14 protein-coding genes are annotated in these 15,489 nt (G+C 70.3%); 12 read left to right on the top strand and 2 right to left on the bottom strand.

Annotated elements, in window-relative coordinates:
• Nucleotides 1–9 precede the first annotated feature (9 nt).
• Nucleotides 10–768 carry a dihydrofolate reductase family protein gene (locus tag QN206_06815; GenBank protein MDR7614523.1) on the bottom strand — a complete coding sequence of 253 codons (759 nt, stop codon included), beginning with the start codon at nt 766–768 and terminating at the stop codon, nt 10–12.
• An 86-nt stretch (nt 769–854) separates the two neighbouring features.
• On the opposite strand from QN206_06815, the gene mgtE (QN206_06810) reads away from it, so the two are divergent.
• From mgtE (QN206_06810) to QN206_06755, 12 genes are all read left to right on the top strand, one after another.
• Nucleotides 855–2,195, top strand: coding sequence for a magnesium transporter (mgtE, locus tag QN206_06810; protein ID MDR7614522.1), 1,341 nt, complete (start codon nt 855–857; stop codon nt 2,193–2,195).
• Nucleotides 2,192–3,523, top strand: coding sequence for a magnesium transporter (mgtE, locus tag QN206_06805; protein ID MDR7614521.1), 1,332 nt, complete (start codon nt 2,192–2,194; stop codon nt 3,521–3,523). The genes mgtE (QN206_06810) and mgtE (QN206_06805) overlap by 4 nt, the downstream gene beginning before the upstream one ends.
• A 1-nt stretch (nt 3,524) precedes the next feature.
• Nucleotides 3,525–4,310, top strand: coding sequence for a DNA repair protein RecO (gene recO, locus QN206_06800; protein MDR7614520.1), 786 nt, complete (start codon nt 3,525–3,527; stop codon nt 4,308–4,310).
• A 10-nt stretch (nt 4,311–4,320) separates the two neighbouring features.
• Nucleotides 4,321–4,566 carry a hypothetical protein gene (locus QN206_06795; GenBank protein MDR7614519.1) on the top strand — a complete coding sequence of 82 codons (246 nt, stop codon included), beginning with the start codon at nt 4,321–4,323 and terminating at the stop codon, nt 4,564–4,566.
• A gap of 77 nt (nt 4,567–4,643) precedes the next feature.
• Nucleotides 4,644–5,534, top strand: coding sequence for a glycine--tRNA ligase subunit alpha (gene glyQ, locus QN206_06790; protein MDR7614518.1), 891 nt, complete (start codon nt 4,644–4,646; stop codon nt 5,532–5,534).
• Complete coding sequence (glyS, locus tag QN206_06785; GenBank protein ID MDR7614517.1) at nt 5,527–7,608, top strand: glycine--tRNA ligase subunit beta; 2,082 nt, start codon at nt 5,527–5,529, stop codon at nt 7,606–7,608. The genes glyQ and glyS overlap by 8 nt, the downstream gene beginning before the upstream one ends.
• A complete protein-coding gene (locus QN206_06780; GenBank protein MDR7614516.1) occupies nt 7,596–8,663 on the top strand; it encodes a deoxyguanosinetriphosphate triphosphohydrolase in 1,068 nt (355 codons plus the stop codon). Before glyS ends, QN206_06780 begins: the two co-directional genes overlap by 13 nt.
• A 218-nt stretch (nt 8,664–8,881) precedes the next feature.
• Nucleotides 8,882–10,627, top strand: coding sequence for a DNA primase (dnaG, locus tag QN206_06775; GenBank protein ID MDR7614515.1), 1,746 nt, complete (start codon nt 8,882–8,884; stop codon nt 10,625–10,627).
• A 6-nt stretch (nt 10,628–10,633) separates the two neighbouring features.
• Nucleotides 10,634–11,743 (top strand): RNA polymerase sigma factor RpoD, encoded by a 1,110-nt coding sequence (gene rpoD / locus QN206_06770; GenBank protein ID MDR7614514.1) that lies wholly within the window; start codon nt 10,634–10,636, stop codon nt 11,741–11,743.
• Nucleotides 11,743–12,996 carry an adenosylhomocysteinase gene (locus tag QN206_06765; GenBank protein MDR7614513.1) on the top strand — a complete coding sequence of 418 codons (1,254 nt, stop codon included), beginning with the start codon at nt 11,743–11,745 and terminating at the stop codon, nt 12,994–12,996. Before rpoD ends, QN206_06765 begins: the two co-directional genes overlap by 1 nt.
• A 24-nt stretch (nt 12,997–13,020) precedes the next feature.
• Nucleotides 13,021–13,902 carry an LLM class F420-dependent oxidoreductase gene (locus tag QN206_06760; GenBank protein MDR7614512.1) on the top strand — a complete coding sequence of 294 codons (882 nt, stop codon included), beginning with the start codon at nt 13,021–13,023 and terminating at the stop codon, nt 13,900–13,902.
• 43 nt (nt 13,903–13,945) lie between these two features.
• Entirely contained in the window at nt 13,946–14,746 is an 801-nt protein-coding gene (locus tag QN206_06755; GenBank protein ID MDR7614511.1) for a ComF family protein, read from the top strand.
• Here the strand turns inward: QN206_06755 and QN206_06750 are convergent.
• Complete coding sequence (locus QN206_06750) at nt 14,700–15,455, bottom strand: nucleotidyltransferase family protein (GenBank protein MDR7614510.1); 756 nt, start codon at nt 15,453–15,455, stop codon at nt 14,700–14,702. The genes QN206_06755 and QN206_06750 overlap by 47 nt on opposite strands.
• Nucleotides 15,456–15,489 lie beyond the last annotated feature (34 nt).

The raw sequence follows: 15,489 nt of genomic DNA, 5'->3' as shown, positions 1-15,489 counted from the left end.
CGGAGTTCGTTATCCCGCGGGCGGTTCCTCTTTCGGGACCAGGGCGTATCGCAGCAGGAGGTCCCCCCCGTGCTCCCGGGCTTCCAGGAGGTGCAGCCGCCGGGGAGGGTTCAATACCCCGTCCACGAGGCGGCGCTCGCCGGAGCCCACCACCCAGGGCGCCAGGGTGAGGAAGAGTTCGTCCACGAGGTCCAGGGCCAGGAGCTGGGCGGCCAACACCGGTCCGCCCTCGCACACCACCCACCGGATCCCCCGTGGCCGCAGGAGGCCCAGCAGCCGGGGAAGGTCTACCTCTCCCCGCCCGCACCGCATCACCTCCGCCACCCGGGCGATCCCATCCAGGGCCTCCGTGTCCGCGTCCTCGGGAGCGACCACGAGGGGTGCCCGGCCCGGATCGGAGAAAACCCGGTGGGCCGGGTCTAAGGCAGCCCGGGCGGTGAGGATCACGAGGCGCGGGAGCGGGGCGAGTCCCCGGGCGATGCGGCGGGCCTGGGCTTCCGGAGAAAGGGCGGGCGGTCGGTAGGCCTCCTCCCGCACGGTGCCCGCGCCCACCAGGATGGCGTCGCAGGCTTCCCGCAGACGGCGGAACGCCAGACGGTCCGCGGGACCCCCCATCCCTCCGGTCCTCCCCCGGAGCGTCGCCCCCCCGTCCGCGCTCATCACCAGGTGCAGGACCACGTGAGGCCGGTCCGGGCGGTCGGGGAACCGCAGGTCCGCGTACAGGTCCTCCAGGGCCTCCTCCCGGCAATCCGGGATCAACCGACGCATCTGCTCTCTTTCCAACCGGACTCGATGCCACTAGTCTAGTGGGGAGGCGGGTTGGTGTGCCATGGACCGATCACCGCGAGGGCTCCATGTCCTCCCTGCTGGATCGTACCCGGGAGTACCTGGCGGCCCGGCAACCCGAGGGGTTGCGGGCCCTCGCGGCCGAGCTGCACCCCGCTGACCTCGCGGATCTCTTCCTCCAGCTCGAGCGCCCGGAACGCTTGACCCTGCTGCTCCTCCTGGACCCGGACCGCGCCGCCCAGGTCCTCGAAGAGCTGCCGGACGAGGTGCGCCTGCAACTCCTGGAGCACCTGAACGACGAGGAAGCCAGCCGTCTCCTCCTCCAGATGGGCGCGGACGAGGCCGCGGACGTGCTGGGAGAGCTTCCGCAGGACCGCCTCCGCCGGCTTCTGGCCCGCATGGGACGGGAGGCGGAGGCGGTGCAGGAGCTCCTGCGGTACCCCGAGGACACCGCGGGTGGCCTCATGACCACGGAGTACGTGGCCGTACGCGCCCACCTGCGGGCGCGGGACGCCCTCGAGGAGCTGCGGCGGGTGGGGCAGGAGGTGGAGCTGCCCTACTACGTGTACGTGGTGGACCCGGAGGGCCGGCTGCGGGGCGTGTTCTCCCTCCGGGATCTGGTGGTGGCTCCGCCGGATGCGCCCGTGCGGGAGATCATGCGCACGGACCTCGTCACCGTCCGGCCCGAGACGGACCGGGAAGAGGCGGCGCGGCTGGTGGAGAAGTATGACCTGCTGGCCCTGCCCGTGTGCGACAGCCAGGGGCGGATGCTGGGCATCATCACCGCGGACGACCTTTTGCGGGTGACCGCGGAGGAGGGCACCGAGGACGTGCTGCGTCTGGCGGGCGCTCCGGCTGCCCTGGCAGGGCTTGCGGGGAGGTTCCCCTGGCGGTGGGTGGCAAAGCGCGCGGGCTTTCTGGCCTTCAACCTGGTCCTGGACGTGGTGGCCGCGGTGCTCATCAGCCGGTTCGAGTCCACCCTGGAGCGGATGGTGGCCCTGGCTTTCTTCTTCCCCATGATCGCGGCCACCGCAGGGAATGTGGGAACCCAGTCCCTGGCGGTGGCGGTGCGGGGGATGGCCACGGGACTGTTGGACGAGGACCGCTGGAGGGTGGTGGTCCGGGAGGTGCTGACGGGTGCCTTGGTGGGCGGGACGTGCGGGCTTGCGGCCTTCCTGTTCGCGACCCTGTGGCAGGGGAATCCGCTGCTCGGGTTCGTGGTGGGCGGGGCCATGAGCCTGAGCCTCGCCCTCGCGGCCGCGGTGGGCATCCTGGTGCCGTTTGGCTTCGCGGCACTCCGGGTGGATCCCGCGGTGGCGAGCGGCCCGCTGCTTACGACCCTCACGGACAACCTCTCCCTCGGGCTGTACCTGATCCTGGCCACCCTGGTGCTGGGAGGGCTGCCGTGAGCCGGCTTGGGGAGTGGTTGCGCCAGCTTCTGCGGGATCCGGCCCGCGTGGGGGAGGCCCTGCGCGAAACCCACCCCGCGGACGTGGCAGAAGCCCTCAAGCGCCTGTCGGATCCGGAGGCGAGGCAGGTGCTGGAGGCCCTAGGAGCTCGGGGTGCGGAGGTGATGGCGTATCTCCCGCCCGAGCGCCAGCGGACCCTGCTCCAGGAGGTCCCTCCTGACCTCCAGATCGAGATCCTCGGGGGGATGAGTACGGACGACGCCGCAGACCTCCTGGGAAGCCTGCGGCCCGAGGAGGCCCGTACCCTCCTGGACCGGATGGCGCCCGCGGAGGCGGAGGACGTCCGCCGGCTCCTGCGCTACCGGCCGCAGACCGCGGGCGGCCGGATGACCCCGGAGTTCGTGGCGGTGCACCAGGACCAGACGGTCGAAGAGGCCCTGGAGCACCTGCGGCGCGCGGCACCTGCCGCGGAGACCGTGTACTACGTGTACGTGGTGGACTCGGAAGGCCGGCTGCGGGGCGTGGTGAGTCTGCGGGACCTCATCGTGGCCCGCCCGGAATCCCGCATCGCCGCGGTGATGACCACCCGGGTGGTCTCCGTGCAGGCGGAGGACGATCAGGAGACCGTGGCCCGCCTGTTCGAGAAGTACGGGTTACTTGCCCTTCCCGTGGTGGACCGGGCCGGCAGGCTCCTGGGCGTGGTCACCGTGGACGATGTCCTGGACGTGGTGGAGGAAGAGGCCACGGAGGACGCGTACCGGCTCACGGGGCTGGTGGAGGCGGTGGAGGTGGAACCCTCCCCTTGGCGGCGGGCCCTGCGGCGGCTCCCGTGGCTGTTGGCCCTCATGGGGCTGGAGGCCGTGGCGGCCCGGGTGGTGGGACACTTCGAGCACACCCTGCAGGCCCTGGTGGCCCTCGCCTTCTTCATCCCCATGCTGAACGACCAGGCGGGGAACATGGGGATCCAGTGCGCGGCCATCGCGGTGCGGGCCATCGCCACGGGAGAGGTGGATCGCCGGACGTATCGGGCCTTCGTGCTCCGCGAGGGGTTGGTGGGCCTCCTGTCGGCCCTGCTGAGCGCCGGGGTGGCCGCGGCGATCGGGTGGGTGTGGTGGCAGGACCCTCGCCTGAGCCTGGCCCTGGCGGCCACGGTCTTCGCGGTGATGAACCTGGCGGCCCTCTTGGGCTCCCTCGTCCCCCTCGGGCTCACGCTCCTGCGGCGGGATCCCGCGGTGGCCTCCGGTCCCTTCATCACCTCCCTGATGGACCTCGTGACCGTCACCGTGTACTTCACCGTGGCGGTACGGCTGTTGCGGCTGGGGGGCTAGGATGCCGGTCTACAAAGCGGAAGGGATCGTGCTGGGCCGCCGCAACCTGGGGGAGGCGGACCGGATCCTCGTCCTCCTCACCCGGGAGCACGGGAAGCTCGGGGTGAAGGCGAAAGCGGTGCGCCGCCCCGGTAGCCGCCTGGCGGGCCGGCTCGAGCCCTTCACCCACGCCCGGTTTCTCCTGGCCCGGGGCCGGACTTTAGACGTGGTGGCCCAGGTGGAGGTGATCGAGAGCTTCGCCGCCCTGCGCACCGACCTCCTCCGTACCGCCTGGGCCTCGGTGTGCGCGGAACTCACGGATCGGATGCTCGGAGAGCTGGAGCCGCACCCCGAGGTGTTCGAGGCCCTGCGGCAGGCCCAGGAGCTCCTGGCGGATGGGGATCCGGAGGTGGCGACGTTGTGGTACGTCCTGCGCCTCGTGAGCCTGCTGGGCTACCGGCCCGTGCTCGACCGGTGTGCGGTGTGCGGACAGCGGGTGCAGGGAGCGGGGGGGTGGCACGTGGTGGACGGCGGGCTTCTGTGCGTGGCCTGTGCCCTCCGGGATCCCCGGGCGCACGGGATCCGCGGGGAAACCGTGGGAGCTCTGCGGTTTCTGAGCCGCGCCCGGCCCCCCCATCTCGCCCGGCTTCGGCTGAGTCCCTCTGCCCGGGCGGAGGCCTTGGATGCCTTGGTGACGTATGCGGAGGCCCGCATGGAGGGGCGCCTGCGCAGTCTGGGGGTCCTCCGGGACCTGCAGGCCTCCGCGCGGCCGCCCGGAGGGGATATACTCGAGGCGAGGAATCCCTGAGGTGCGACGGATGGAGATCGATCTGGATCGGGCGAAGCAGGTCCTGGTGAAGCTCTCCGAGGCCCTCCAGGAGGTGCGGGAGGTGGTGCGGGTGGATCAGAGCGGGATGGTCCGGCTGCGCACCGACGGCCGGACCATCGAGCTCCCTCTGGCCTGGGCAGCCGCGGGGCTCCTGGGGTTGCTCGTGGCCTCCGTGGTCTCGGGGATCCAGGGCCGGGAGCGGATCCGGGAGGAGGAACCCCTCGGCATCGGGTAAGGGCGCCGCAGGAGCGGCGTCGGGGAGACCTCCGTCCCGACGCGGGACGGAGGTCCTCCGCGTTTTGGAGGGAAGCGATGCGGTTTCAGGAGCTCATCCTCGCCCTAGATCGGTACTGGGCGGACTACGGGTGCGTGATCGCTCAGCCCTACGACGTGGAGGTCGGGGCCGGAACCATGCACCCCGCCACCTTCCTCCGGGCCCTGGGGCCGGAGCCGTGGAAGGTGGCGTACGTGCAGTTCTCCCGCCGGCCCGCGGATGCCCGCTACGGCGAGAATCCCAACCGCCTGGGCGCTTACTACCAGTACCAGGTCATCCTCAAACCCTCTCCCGAGGACGTGCAGGATGTGTACCTGCGCAGCCTGGAAGCCCTGGGCATCGACCTCCGTACCCACGACGTGCGGTTCGTGGAGGACGACTGGGAGTCCCCGACCCTGGGCGCTTGGGGCCTTGGGTGGGAGGTGTGGCTGGACGGCATGGAGATCACCCAGTTCACGTACTTCCAGCAGTGCGGGGGCATTGACTGCCGTCCCGTGTGCGCGGAGATCACGTATGGGCTGGAGCGGCTGTGCATGTACCTCCAGCGGAAGGGCAGCGTCTTCGAGCTGGAGTGGGCGTCTGGCATCACCTACGGGGAGCTGCGGCACCGGGAGGAGGTGGAGTGGAGCCGGTACGGGTTCGAGCAGGCGGACGTCCGGCGGCTGCGGGCATGGTTCGACGCTTACGAACAGGAGGCGAGTGCGGCCCTGGAGGCAGGCCTCGTCCTCCCGGCCTACGACTACGTGCTGAAGTGCTCTCATGTCTTCAACCTCCTGGATGCCCGAGGGGCCGTGGGCGCCCAAGAGCGGGCGTCCCTCATGGCCCGCTGCCGCCGCCTGGCCCGGCAGGTGGCGGAGCGCTACCTGGCCCAGCGGGAGGCCATGGGATGGCCCCTTCTGCGGGAGCCCGCGGAGGTGCGGGGTGCCTAGGCTTCTGCTGGAGATCGGCGTGGAGGAGATGTCCTGCCGGTTCGTCCTCCCGGCCCTCGAGCAGCTGGAGGTGGGACTTCGCACCCTGCTGGCAGAGGAGCGGGTATCCGCCCAGGAGGTCCGAGCCTTCGGAACCCCCCGGAGGCTCGTGGTCACCGCCTGGGGGGTGCCGGAACGGCAGGAGGACGTGGTGCGGGAGGTGCGGGGCCCCGCGGTGAAGGTGGCCTACGATGCCGAGGGGAGACCCACACAGGCGGCCCTGGGCTTCGCGCGATCTCAGGGCGTGACCGTGGACAGCTTGGAGCGGAGGCGCACGGAGGCGGGGGAGTACGTGTTCGCCCGGGTTCAGGTGCCGGGCCGCTCCACCCTGGAGGTCCTGCGGGAACGCCTGCCCCGCCTGATCACGGACCTCTCGTTCCCCAAGACCATGCGGTGGGGGGATCACGACCTCCGGTACGGCCGCCCCATCCGGTGGATGGTGGCCATGCTGGACGACCGGGTGATCGGGTTCGAGCTGGCAGGCGTCCGCAGCGGCCGCACCACCCGAGGGCACCGGATCCTCTGCCCCGGCCCACACCCCGTTCCACACGCCGCGGAGTACGAGCGGGTGCTGGAGGAGGCCCGGGTGGTGGTGGACCACCGGCAGCGGGCGGCGCAGATCCTGGAGGGCGTGCGTCGCCTCGCCGCGGAGGTGGACGGCGAGGCCCTCGTGCCCGCTTCCCTCCTCGAAGAGGTCACCTTTCTCGTGGAGTATCCCACGCCCTTCCGGGGGACCTTCGACCCGGAGTTCCTCGGTCTTCCCCGGGAGATCCTCATCACGGTGATGCAGCACCACCAGCGCTACTTCCCCGTGGAGCAAAGGGGGCGGTTGCTTCCTTATTTCATTGCGGTGCGGGACGGGGACGAGGTGGGGTTGGAGCAAGTTCGGGAGGGGAACGAGTGGGTCCTGCGGGCCCGATTGGAGGACGCCCGGTTCTTCTACGAGGAGGATCGGAAGGCTTCCCTCGCCACCCGCCTGGAGCGGCTTCGGGAGATGGTGTTCGTGGAGCGGCTGGGCACCATGTGGGACAAGGTGGAGCGGCTGCGGTCCCTCGCCGCGTGGCTCTCCGAACAGCTCCAGCTCCCGGAGGAGGATCGGGCTCACCTGGTGCGGGCCGCGGAACTGTGCAAGGCGGATCTCGCCACCCACGTGGTGGGAGAGTTCCCGGAACTCGCGGGCACCGTGGGCGGGCTGTATGCGCGGCTGGATGGCGAACCGGAGGCCGTCGCGGAGGCCATCGCAGAGCACCTCAAACCGCGGACCGCGGAGGATGCGCCTCCCGCAGGCCGCCTCGGGGCCCTCCTGGGGATCGCGGACCGGGCGGACACCCTGGCCGGGTGCCTTGGGATCGGGCTTGCGCCCACGGGCTCCGCGGATCCCTACGGCCTGCGCCGGGCTGCGGGAGCCCTGTTCGAGATCCTCCACGCCCACCGCATCCGAATCCCGCTGGATGCCCTGCTCCGCCGGGCCCTGGAGGGGTACCGGGAGCTGGAAGACCACGGGGAGGTCTTCGCCTTTCTCCTCGCGCGGCTGCGGGCCTGGCTGCTGGAGCGGGGGTATGCGCACGACACCGTGGAGGCCGTCTTGAGTGCCTCGTGGGCGGACGTGCCGGACGTGGTGGACCGGGCGGAGGCCCTCACCCGGTTCCGGACCACCCCGGCCTTCGGAGCCCTCTACGAGGCCTTCGATCGGGCACACCGCATCCTCGACCCTGCCCTCCTGCCCGAGGGGGAGCCGGTGGCGGAGAACGAGGCGGAACGAAGCCTCCTGGAGGCCATCGGGACGGTGCGTCCCAAGGTGGAAGCCCACCTCTGCTCCTCGCGTTACGAGGCAGCCCTCGCGGAGCTGTCCGGGCTTCGAGACCCCGTGGCGCGGTTCTTCGAAGCCGTCTTCGTCAACGATCCGGATCCGGAGGTCCGGCGCCGCCGCCATGCTCTGCTGGGGGAGGTGGTGCGGTTGGTGCGGAGGATCGCGGACCTCTCGCGGCTCGCGGTGACTCCGCAGGAGCGGAAGGCGGAGGGATGGAGTCCGTAGGCCGCATCCGGGAGCGGGTGGAAGCGGAGGAGGCGGAGCGGCTCTCGCCCTACGCCACCTTGAGCCGCAACTCCCGGGGAAGACGCGTCCCGGAGCCCGAGGATGACCTCCGCACCTGCTTTCAGCGGGACCGGGACCGGGTGATCCACAGCAAGGCGTTCCGCCGGCTCAAGCACAAGACCCAGGTGTTCCTCGCGCCTGAAGGGGATCACTACCGGACCCGGCTCACCCACACCCTGGAGGTGGCCCAGATCGCCCGCACCATCGCCCGGGCCTTGCGCCTCAACGAGGACCTCACGGAGGCCATCGTGCTCGCCCACGACCTGGGACACCCGCCCTTCGGACACGCGGGCGAAGCCGCCCTGGACGAGGTGATGCGGCCCTGGGGCGGGTTCCGTCACCCGGAGCAGAGCCTGCGGGTCGTGGATCTGCTGGAGCAGCGCCGCCGGTCCGACGGGACCGTGGAGTGGGGGCTCAACCTCACCTGGGAAGTGCGGGACGGGATCCTGGGGCACAGCAAGGGGACCGCGGACATGCAGTTCGAGCACGGGCTCCCCGCTACCCTGGAGGGGCAGGTGGCCCGGGTGGCGGATCGCATCGCCTACGTGCACCACGACATGGACGACGCGGTCCGGGCGGGCCTCCTGCGGGAAGAGGAGATCCCCAGGGAGGTGCGGGAAGTCCTGGGACCCACCCGGGGCCGGTGGGTGGACGTCCTGGTGCGGGACGTGGTCGCGAGCAGCGAGGACCGGCCCCGGATCGCCATGAGCGAGCCCGTGCGCCAAGCCCTGGATCTCCTCAAGGACTTCCTGTTCGAGCGGGTGTATCTGAACCCCGCGGCGAAGGCGGAGGAACCGCGGGCCCAGCGGCTGCTCCGGATGCTCTTCGAGCACTTCCTGGACCACCCGGAGCGGATCTCCCCGGAGTACCAGCGGCTCATCGCCCTCGGCGAGCCCGTCCCCAGGGTGGTGTGTGACTTCCTCGCGGGGATGACGGACCGGTACGCGATCCGGATCGCGGAGTCCCTCTTCCTGCCCCGGAGCTGGGTCGGCTAGGGAAATCTTCCGGCCCCGCAAGGAGGAGTTTTGGGATCGTTCGCGAAAAAACGGACATTAGAAGGGCAGGGGGGGACGCGAGCGGGACCCGGGGCGGGTGCTGCGGGTCCCGCCGTTTTTGTCCGCATGGGGTCGGATCCGAATCCCCGGGGCGCGAGGAGAGGGATGGGGGATCCTGAACGTTCCGGAGTGGCGAAGGAGGGGATGGAAAGCCGAGGATGGCGGCGGAGGAGATCCGGGAGCAGATCCGCTCTCGCATCGATCTCGTGGAGCTCGCCTCCGCGTACGTCTCCCTCAAGCGGAGCGGCCGGCGCTACGTAGGCCTGTGCCCGTTTCACGCGGAGAGGACCCCCTCCTTTACCGTGGATCGGGATCGGGGCCTGTTTTACTGCTTCGGGTGTGGGGCCGGGGGAGACGTCTTCGACTTCTTCATGCGGGTGGAAGGCCTCTCCTTCGGGGAGGCCCTGCGGGAGCTGGCCCGCAGGGCAGGGGTTCCCCTCCGGGAGCGTCCGGCTCCGCGGGAGGAGGTGGAGCCCCTGTACCGGGCCCTGGACGCCGCGGCGCGGTTCTACCAGGAAAACCTGCTCCACCCCGAGACAGGACGGACGGCTCGGGCATACCTGGCGCACCGGGAGGTGGATCCCCGGACCGCAGAACGCTTCCGGCTGGGCTATGCACCGGAGGACCGGGATGCTCTCCTGCGCCACCTCGTGGGCCGCGGGCACGGGGTGGAGGTGCTGGCGAAGGTGGGGCTCGTGCGCTCCACCCCGCAGGGCGGGCACTACGACGTCTTCCGGCACCGGCTGGTCTTCCCCATCCTGGACCTCCAGGACCGGCCCGTGGCCTTCGGCGGCCGGGCCCTCCGGGAGGAGGATCAGCCGAAGTATCTCAATTCTCCGGAGAGTCCGGTTTTTCACAAGGGACGGACCCTCTACGCCCTGAGCGTTGCGCGGGAGGCCATCCGCAGGACCGGCTACGCCATCCTGGTGGAGGGGTATCTGGACGCCATCCTCTGTCACCAGCACGGCATCCACCACGCGGTGGCATCCCTGGGCACGGCCCTCACCCCGGACCAGGTCCGGCTTCTGCGCCGGTTCACCACCGCCGCGGTGCTCGTCTACGACTCCGACGAGGCAGGACAGCGGGCCGCGGAGCGGGCCCTGCCCCTCTTCGAGGAAGCGGGCCTGAGCGTTCGGGCCGTCACCCTTCCGGAAGGGATGGATCCGGATCTGTTTTTGCGCCGTCACGGCCGGGACGCCTTCCTGCGGGCGGTGGAGGGAGCCCAGTCCATCTTCCACTTCCGGTTGGACTACCTCCTGCGCACGCATTCCCCTCAGACGGTGGAAGGAAAAATCCGGATCGTTGACGAATTGGCTCCCCTGATCGCCAGCTACCGGCACGAACTGGCCCGCGACGAGTACCTGACGCAGCTCGTCAAGCGACTCGGAGTTCCGGAGGAAGTGATCCGCCGCCGCGCCGGTGCGCTGCGGCCCGGGAGGGGAGGGCGCAGGGGGGGCGGTGCGTTCGATCCGGCCCGGGTGGCGGTAGAGCGGGCCAGCGAGCGGCCGGTGGTGGAGCGGTACCTGCTCATGTTGATGCTGGACGATGAGGCGGCTCGGGAGCGTCTCCTCCGGGAGCTCCGGGAGGAGGATTTCGCGGGTGAGACGCACCGGGAGATCTTCCGGGCCCTGGCCCATGCTCTCGGGGACGTCCACGCGGCCCGGCGGGCCCTGGGTGAGGAAGCCCGGGCGGTCCTCGACCGTCTGATCTTCAGCGAGCGGCCGCCCACCCCGGACCTGGAGGGGGGGCTTACGCGCCTCCGGGAGGCCCAACGGAAGGAACGGATCGCCGCGCTCGTTCGTGAGCTAGAGGAGGCGCAGCGGTCCGGGGACCGAGCAGGGGTACGCCGAATCCAGGAGGAACTCCAGCGTCTTCGACAAGACCAGCCTGGGAAGGGGACCTGAGGGACGATGCCTGCGAAGGCGAACAAGAAAAAGGGAAGCGTGCCGGACATCCGGCCGCTTTCGGACGAGCTCTTCCCCGAGCTCCGGGACCTCATCGAGCTCGGCCGGAAGAAGGGGCACCTCCTGTACGAGGAGATCGTACGGGCCATCCCCGCGGTGGAGACGGACGCGGAGGAGAGCGAGCGGGTCTTCAACCTCCTCCAGGAGATGGACATCGTCGTGAAGGACAGGGAGGACGAGGAGGAGGATCAGGAGAAGGCGGTGGACGTGGAGACCCTGGAAGGGGTCTCCGTGGACGACCCCGTCCGCATGTACCTGAAGGAGATCGGCCGGGTTCCGCTCCTGACGGCGCAGGAGGAGGTGGAGCTCGCCAAGCGCATGGAGAAGGGGGATGAGGAGGCGAAGCGCAAGCTCATCGAGGCAAACCTGCGCCTGGTGGTGGCCATCGCGAAGAAGTACGTGGGCCGGGGCATGCTGTTCTTGGACCTCATCCAGGAGGGGAATCTCGGCCTCATCCGGGCCGTAGAGAAGTTCGATTGGCGCAAGGGGTACAAGTTCAGCACCTACGCCACTTGGTGGATCCGGCAGGCCATCACCCGGGCCCTGGCAGACCAGGCCCGCACCATCCGCATCCCCGTGCACATGGTGGAGACCATCAATAAGCTGGTGCGCGTGAGCCGGCAGCTGCTGCAGCAGAAGGGGCGCGAGCCCACCCCGGAGGAGATCGCGGAGGAGATGGGCCTCACGCCGGAGCGGGTACGGGAGATCATGAAGATCGCCCAGGAACCCATCTCCCTGGAGACCCCCATCGGGGAGGAGGAGGACTCGCATCTCGGGGACTTCATCGAGGACCAGGAGGCCCTGGCCCCCGCGGAGGCCGCCAGCTATACCCTGCTCAAGGAGCAGCTCGAAAGCGTGCTGGAAACCCTGACGCCCCGGGAGCGGAAGGTCCTGAAGCTGCGGTTCGGATTGGACGACGGCCGACCCCGCACCCTGGAGGAGGTGGGCCGGGAGTTCGGGGTTACCCGGGAGCGCATCCGCCAGATCGAGGCCAAGGCGTTGCGCAAGTTGCGGCATCCCTCCCGCAGCAAGCGGCTGCGGGACTTCATCGAGTAGTGCGGTTCGAGATCCGGGACCCCACCCTCGCGTCCGTGGGACGCGACCGCATCGCGTGGGCGGAGCGGGAGATGCCCGTATTGCGGCAGATCCGCGAGCGGTTCGCCCGGGAAAGGCCCCTTTCGGGCTTCCGCATCGCCGCCTGCCTGCACGTCACCAGCGAGACCGCGGCCCTGGTGCGGACCCTGATGGCGGGAGGAGGGGAGGTGGCCCTCTGTGCCAGCAATCCCCTCTCCACCCAGGATGAGGTGGCCGCGGCCCTGGCGGAGGAGGGGGTGCAGGTCTTCGCGGTCCGCGGAGAGGACCGAAAGACCTACTACCGGCACATCCAGCAGGTCCTGGAGATCGAGCCGCACCTCACCCTGGACGACGGCGCGGACCTCGTCACCACCCTCCACCGCGAGCGCACGGACCTGCTGGAAGGAGTGGTGGGCGGGACGGAGGAGACCACCACGGGAGTCCTCCGGTTGCGCGCCATGGCCCGGGAGGGGGTGCTGCGCTACCCCATCGTGGCGGTGAACGACGCCAAGACCAAGCACTGGTTCGACAATCGCTACGGCACCGGGCAATCGGCTCTGGACGGCATCCTGCGAGCCACAAACCTCCTGCTGGCAGGCCGGAAGGTGGTGGTGTGCGGATACGGGGCCTGCGGCCGGGGCGTGGCGGCCCGGGCACGGGGACTCGGCGCCCACGTGATCGTCACGGAGGTGGACCCCCTCCCGGCCCTGGAGGCGGTGATGGACGGGTTTGCGGTGATGCCCTCCCTGGAAGCCGCCCGGGTGGGGGAGGTGTTCGTGACGGTGACCGGAAACCGCGGGGTCCTGCGGCGGGAGCACTTCGAGGAGATGCGGGACGGGGCGGTCCTCGCGAACGCGGGCCACTTCAACGTAGAGATCGATCTGGAGGCCCTACAGACCATGAGCGTGAGCGTGCGGCGGGTGCGGGAGCACGTGGACGAGTACACCCTTCCGGACGGGCGACGGCTGTACGTGCTGGCAGAGGGGCGTCTCGTGAACCTCGCGGCCGCGGAAGGGCATCCCGCCGCGGTCATGGACATGTCGTTTGCGAACCAGGCCCTGTGCGTGGAGTGGCTGGTGCGGGCCGGACGGGGCCTTTCCCCCCAGGTATACCCGGTGCCGGAGGCGATCGACCGGCAGGTGGCGGCCCTCAAGCTCCGCGCCATGGGCGTGCGGATTGACGAGCTTACCCCGGAGCAGCGGGCGTACCTGGAATCCTGGCGAGAGGGGACGTAACCCGGCATTCGCGGGAGGTGGAGCGTGCGCGTGGGCGTGGTGTTTCCCCAGACGGAGATCGGGAACGATCCGGGCGTCATCCGGGAATTCGCCCAGACGGTGGAGGCGCTGGGCTACCATTACCTCCTGGCCTACGAGCACGTGGTGGGGGCTCCTCCGGATCGGCTCCGGGCACTCGGGGTGCCCCAGCCTCCCTACACCCACGAATCCCCCTTCCACGAGCCGTTTGTGCTCTTCGGCTACCTGAGCGCGGTGACCTCGAAGCTGGAGCTCGCCACCGGGATCGTCATCCTGCCCCAGCGGCAGACGGTGCTGGTCGCGAAGCAGGCCGCGGAGGTGGATGTGCTGAGCCGGGGCCGCCTGCGCCTGGGCGTGGGATTGGGCTGGAATCCCGTGGAGTACGAGGCCCTGGGGGCGAACTTCCGCGACCGCGGGCGGCGGGTGGAAGAACAGATCACGTTGTTGCGCCTGCTGTGGACCCAGGAGCTCGTGGAGTTCGAGGGCCGCCACCACAGGATCCGTCGGGCGGGCCTCAACCCGCTTCCCGTGCAGCGGCCCATCCCCATCTGGATGGGCGGGAGCGCGGACCGGGCCTTACGGCGCATTGCCCGGATCGCGGACGGGTGGATCTCGCAGCTGGCGCCCACTTCCCAGGCCGCGGAGGTCCTGGATCGGGTGCGCGGGTATGTGCGGGAGGCGGGCCGCGACCCGGACCGATTCGGGATCGAGGGGCGCGTGCACCTGGGCACGACCCCGGAGGACCGGTGGCCCGAAGCGGTCCGCCTGTGGAGGGCGCTCGGCGGCACTCACCTCAGCGTGAACACCATGCGCAGCGGGTTCCGAACGCCGGAAGAGCACCTGGAGGCCCTCCGGCGGTTCCGGGAGGCCTTCTCCGAACTCCCCTAGATCCCTTCGCCGAAACGTCCCCTGGGCCCGTTGATCTCCGTGGGTGGGATCTGGGGGGAACCGCCGCTTCTCGGAGGTCCTCCGGCCCTGGCTTGGGGCCGTCCTGGACCTCCTGTTCCCTCCCCGCTGTCAGGTGTGCGGGGTGGGAGGAACCTTCCCCCTGTGCGCGGGGTGTCTTGGGCGGTTCTCCCGCATCGGGCCTCCCCGCTGCTCGGTGTGCGGCCGGCCGCTTTCGGGCCCCCCGGACCTCGCCTTCACGTGTGTCCCGTGCCGGGCCGGTAAGGACCCCCTGCGGGTTCGGGCCTTCGGGCTCTACGAGGGTCGGTTGCGGGACGCCCTGCACGCCCTCAAGTACCGCGGCCGGGTGGCCCTCGCGGATCCCCTGGGGCAGGCCCTGGCGGAGGTGGTTCGGGAGGATCCGATCCTCTCCGCCGCGGACGCCCTCGTGCCGGTTCCCCTGCACCCACGGCGGGAGGCGGAACGGGGCTTTAACCAGTCCGAGGAGCTGGCAAAGGTCGTCGCGCGGCAGACCGGGATCCCCCTCCTCCGGACCCTGGTGCGGGTGCGGCCCACGGCCCCTCAGGTGGGCCTTCCGGAGGTGGAGCGGCGGGGGAACGTCCGGGGCGCCTTCGCGGTGCGTGGGCCTGTACGGGCGCTCCGGGTGCTGCTGGTGGACGACGTCATCACCACGGGGAGCACCCTCGCGGAGTGCGCCCGTACCATCCGGGGGGCAGGAGGGGAGGTGGTGGGGGCGGTCACGGTGGCCATGGCGCTCCGGGATCCGTCGCTCCGGGTCCCTACCCCAGAAACGCGGAGAGCAGCCGATCCTCCAGGTCCTTGCTGACCTCCGAGAGGTCCTTCATGGTGTCCACCCCCTTCCAGTACGCCCGGGACCGAAATCCCCCCAGCCGTCCCTCCGCCGCGAGCCGGGGGAAGGTGGTGGTCTCATGGTCGCCCACCTCGGGCAGGAGCTCCTCGACCTCCCGGTTCAGCACGTAGATCCCCGCGTTGATCCAGTACGGCAGCTCCGGCTTCTCCCGGAAGGCCACGATGCGGTCGTCCTCCGCCACCTCCACGATGCCGTAGGGACTCACGAAGGGGGTGAGGACCACGGTGACGAGCCACCCGTTCGCCCGGTGCTGGGCCAGGACCTCCTGGATCCGCACGTTGGTGATGACGTCCCCGTTGGTGGCGATGCACACCTCCCCCTCCACGAATCCCATGGCCTGCCGGAGGGCCCCACCGCGGCCGAGGGGCTCCTCCTCCACGGAGTAGCGGATCCGTACCCCCCACTTGCGGCCGTCCCCGAAGTAGTCCCGGATCACCTCGTGCCGATACCCGCAGGCGATCACGATGTCCGTGATCCCCTGCACCCGGAGCCACTGGATCTGGTAGCCCAGAATGGGGATTCCGAGGACCTCCACCATGGGCTTGGGACGATCCTGGGTGTAGGGCCGCAGCCGTTCCCCTTTCCCTCCCGCGAGGATGATGGCCTGCATGTCCACCTCCCGCACCGTGCCGTGGCACTCCCGAAACGGGTGTCGCACCGCCATTTTGCCACGCGTGGCACGGGCCCCACCACTCTGG

Source organism: Armatimonadota bacterium (assembly GCA_031460175.1).
Lineage (GTDB): Bacteria > Sysuimicrobiota > Sysuimicrobiia > Sysuimicrobiales > Sysuimicrobiaceae > Sysuimicrobium > Sysuimicrobium tengchongense.
This window is presented reverse-complemented; position numbering and strand designations above follow the sequence as displayed.

Excerpts from the sequence above, each read along its gene's own strand:
- QN206_06795 (MDR7614519.1), top strand. The coding sequence starts at position 4,321 with ATGGAGATCGATCTGGATCGGGCGAAGCAGGTCCTGGTGAAGCTCTCC.
- rpoD (MDR7614514.1), top strand. The coding sequence starts at position 10,634 with ATGCCTGCGAAGGCGAACAAGAAAAAGGGAAGCGTGCCGGACATCCGG.
- QN206_06780 (MDR7614516.1), top strand. The coding sequence starts at position 7,596 with ATGGAGTCCGTAGGCCGCATCCGGGAGCGGGTGGAAGCGGAGGAGGCG.
- QN206_06750 (MDR7614510.1), bottom strand. The coding sequence starts at position 15,455 with ATGGCGGTGCGACACCCGTTTCGGGAGTGCCACGGCACGGTGCGGGAG.
- recO (MDR7614520.1), top strand. The coding sequence starts at position 3,525 with ATGCCGGTCTACAAAGCGGAAGGGATCGTGCTGGGCCGCCGCAACCTG.
- mgtE (MDR7614522.1), top strand. The coding sequence starts at position 855 with ATGTCCTCCCTGCTGGATCGTACCCGGGAGTACCTGGCGGCCCGGCAA.
- QN206_06815 (MDR7614523.1), bottom strand. The coding sequence starts at position 768 with ATGCGTCGGTTGATCCCGGATTGCCGGGAGGAGGCCCTGGAGGACCTG.
- glyQ (MDR7614518.1), top strand. The coding sequence starts at position 4,644 with ATGCGGTTTCAGGAGCTCATCCTCGCCCTAGATCGGTACTGGGCGGAC.
- dnaG (MDR7614515.1), top strand. The coding sequence starts at position 8,882 with ATGGCGGCGGAGGAGATCCGGGAGCAGATCCGCTCTCGCATCGATCTC.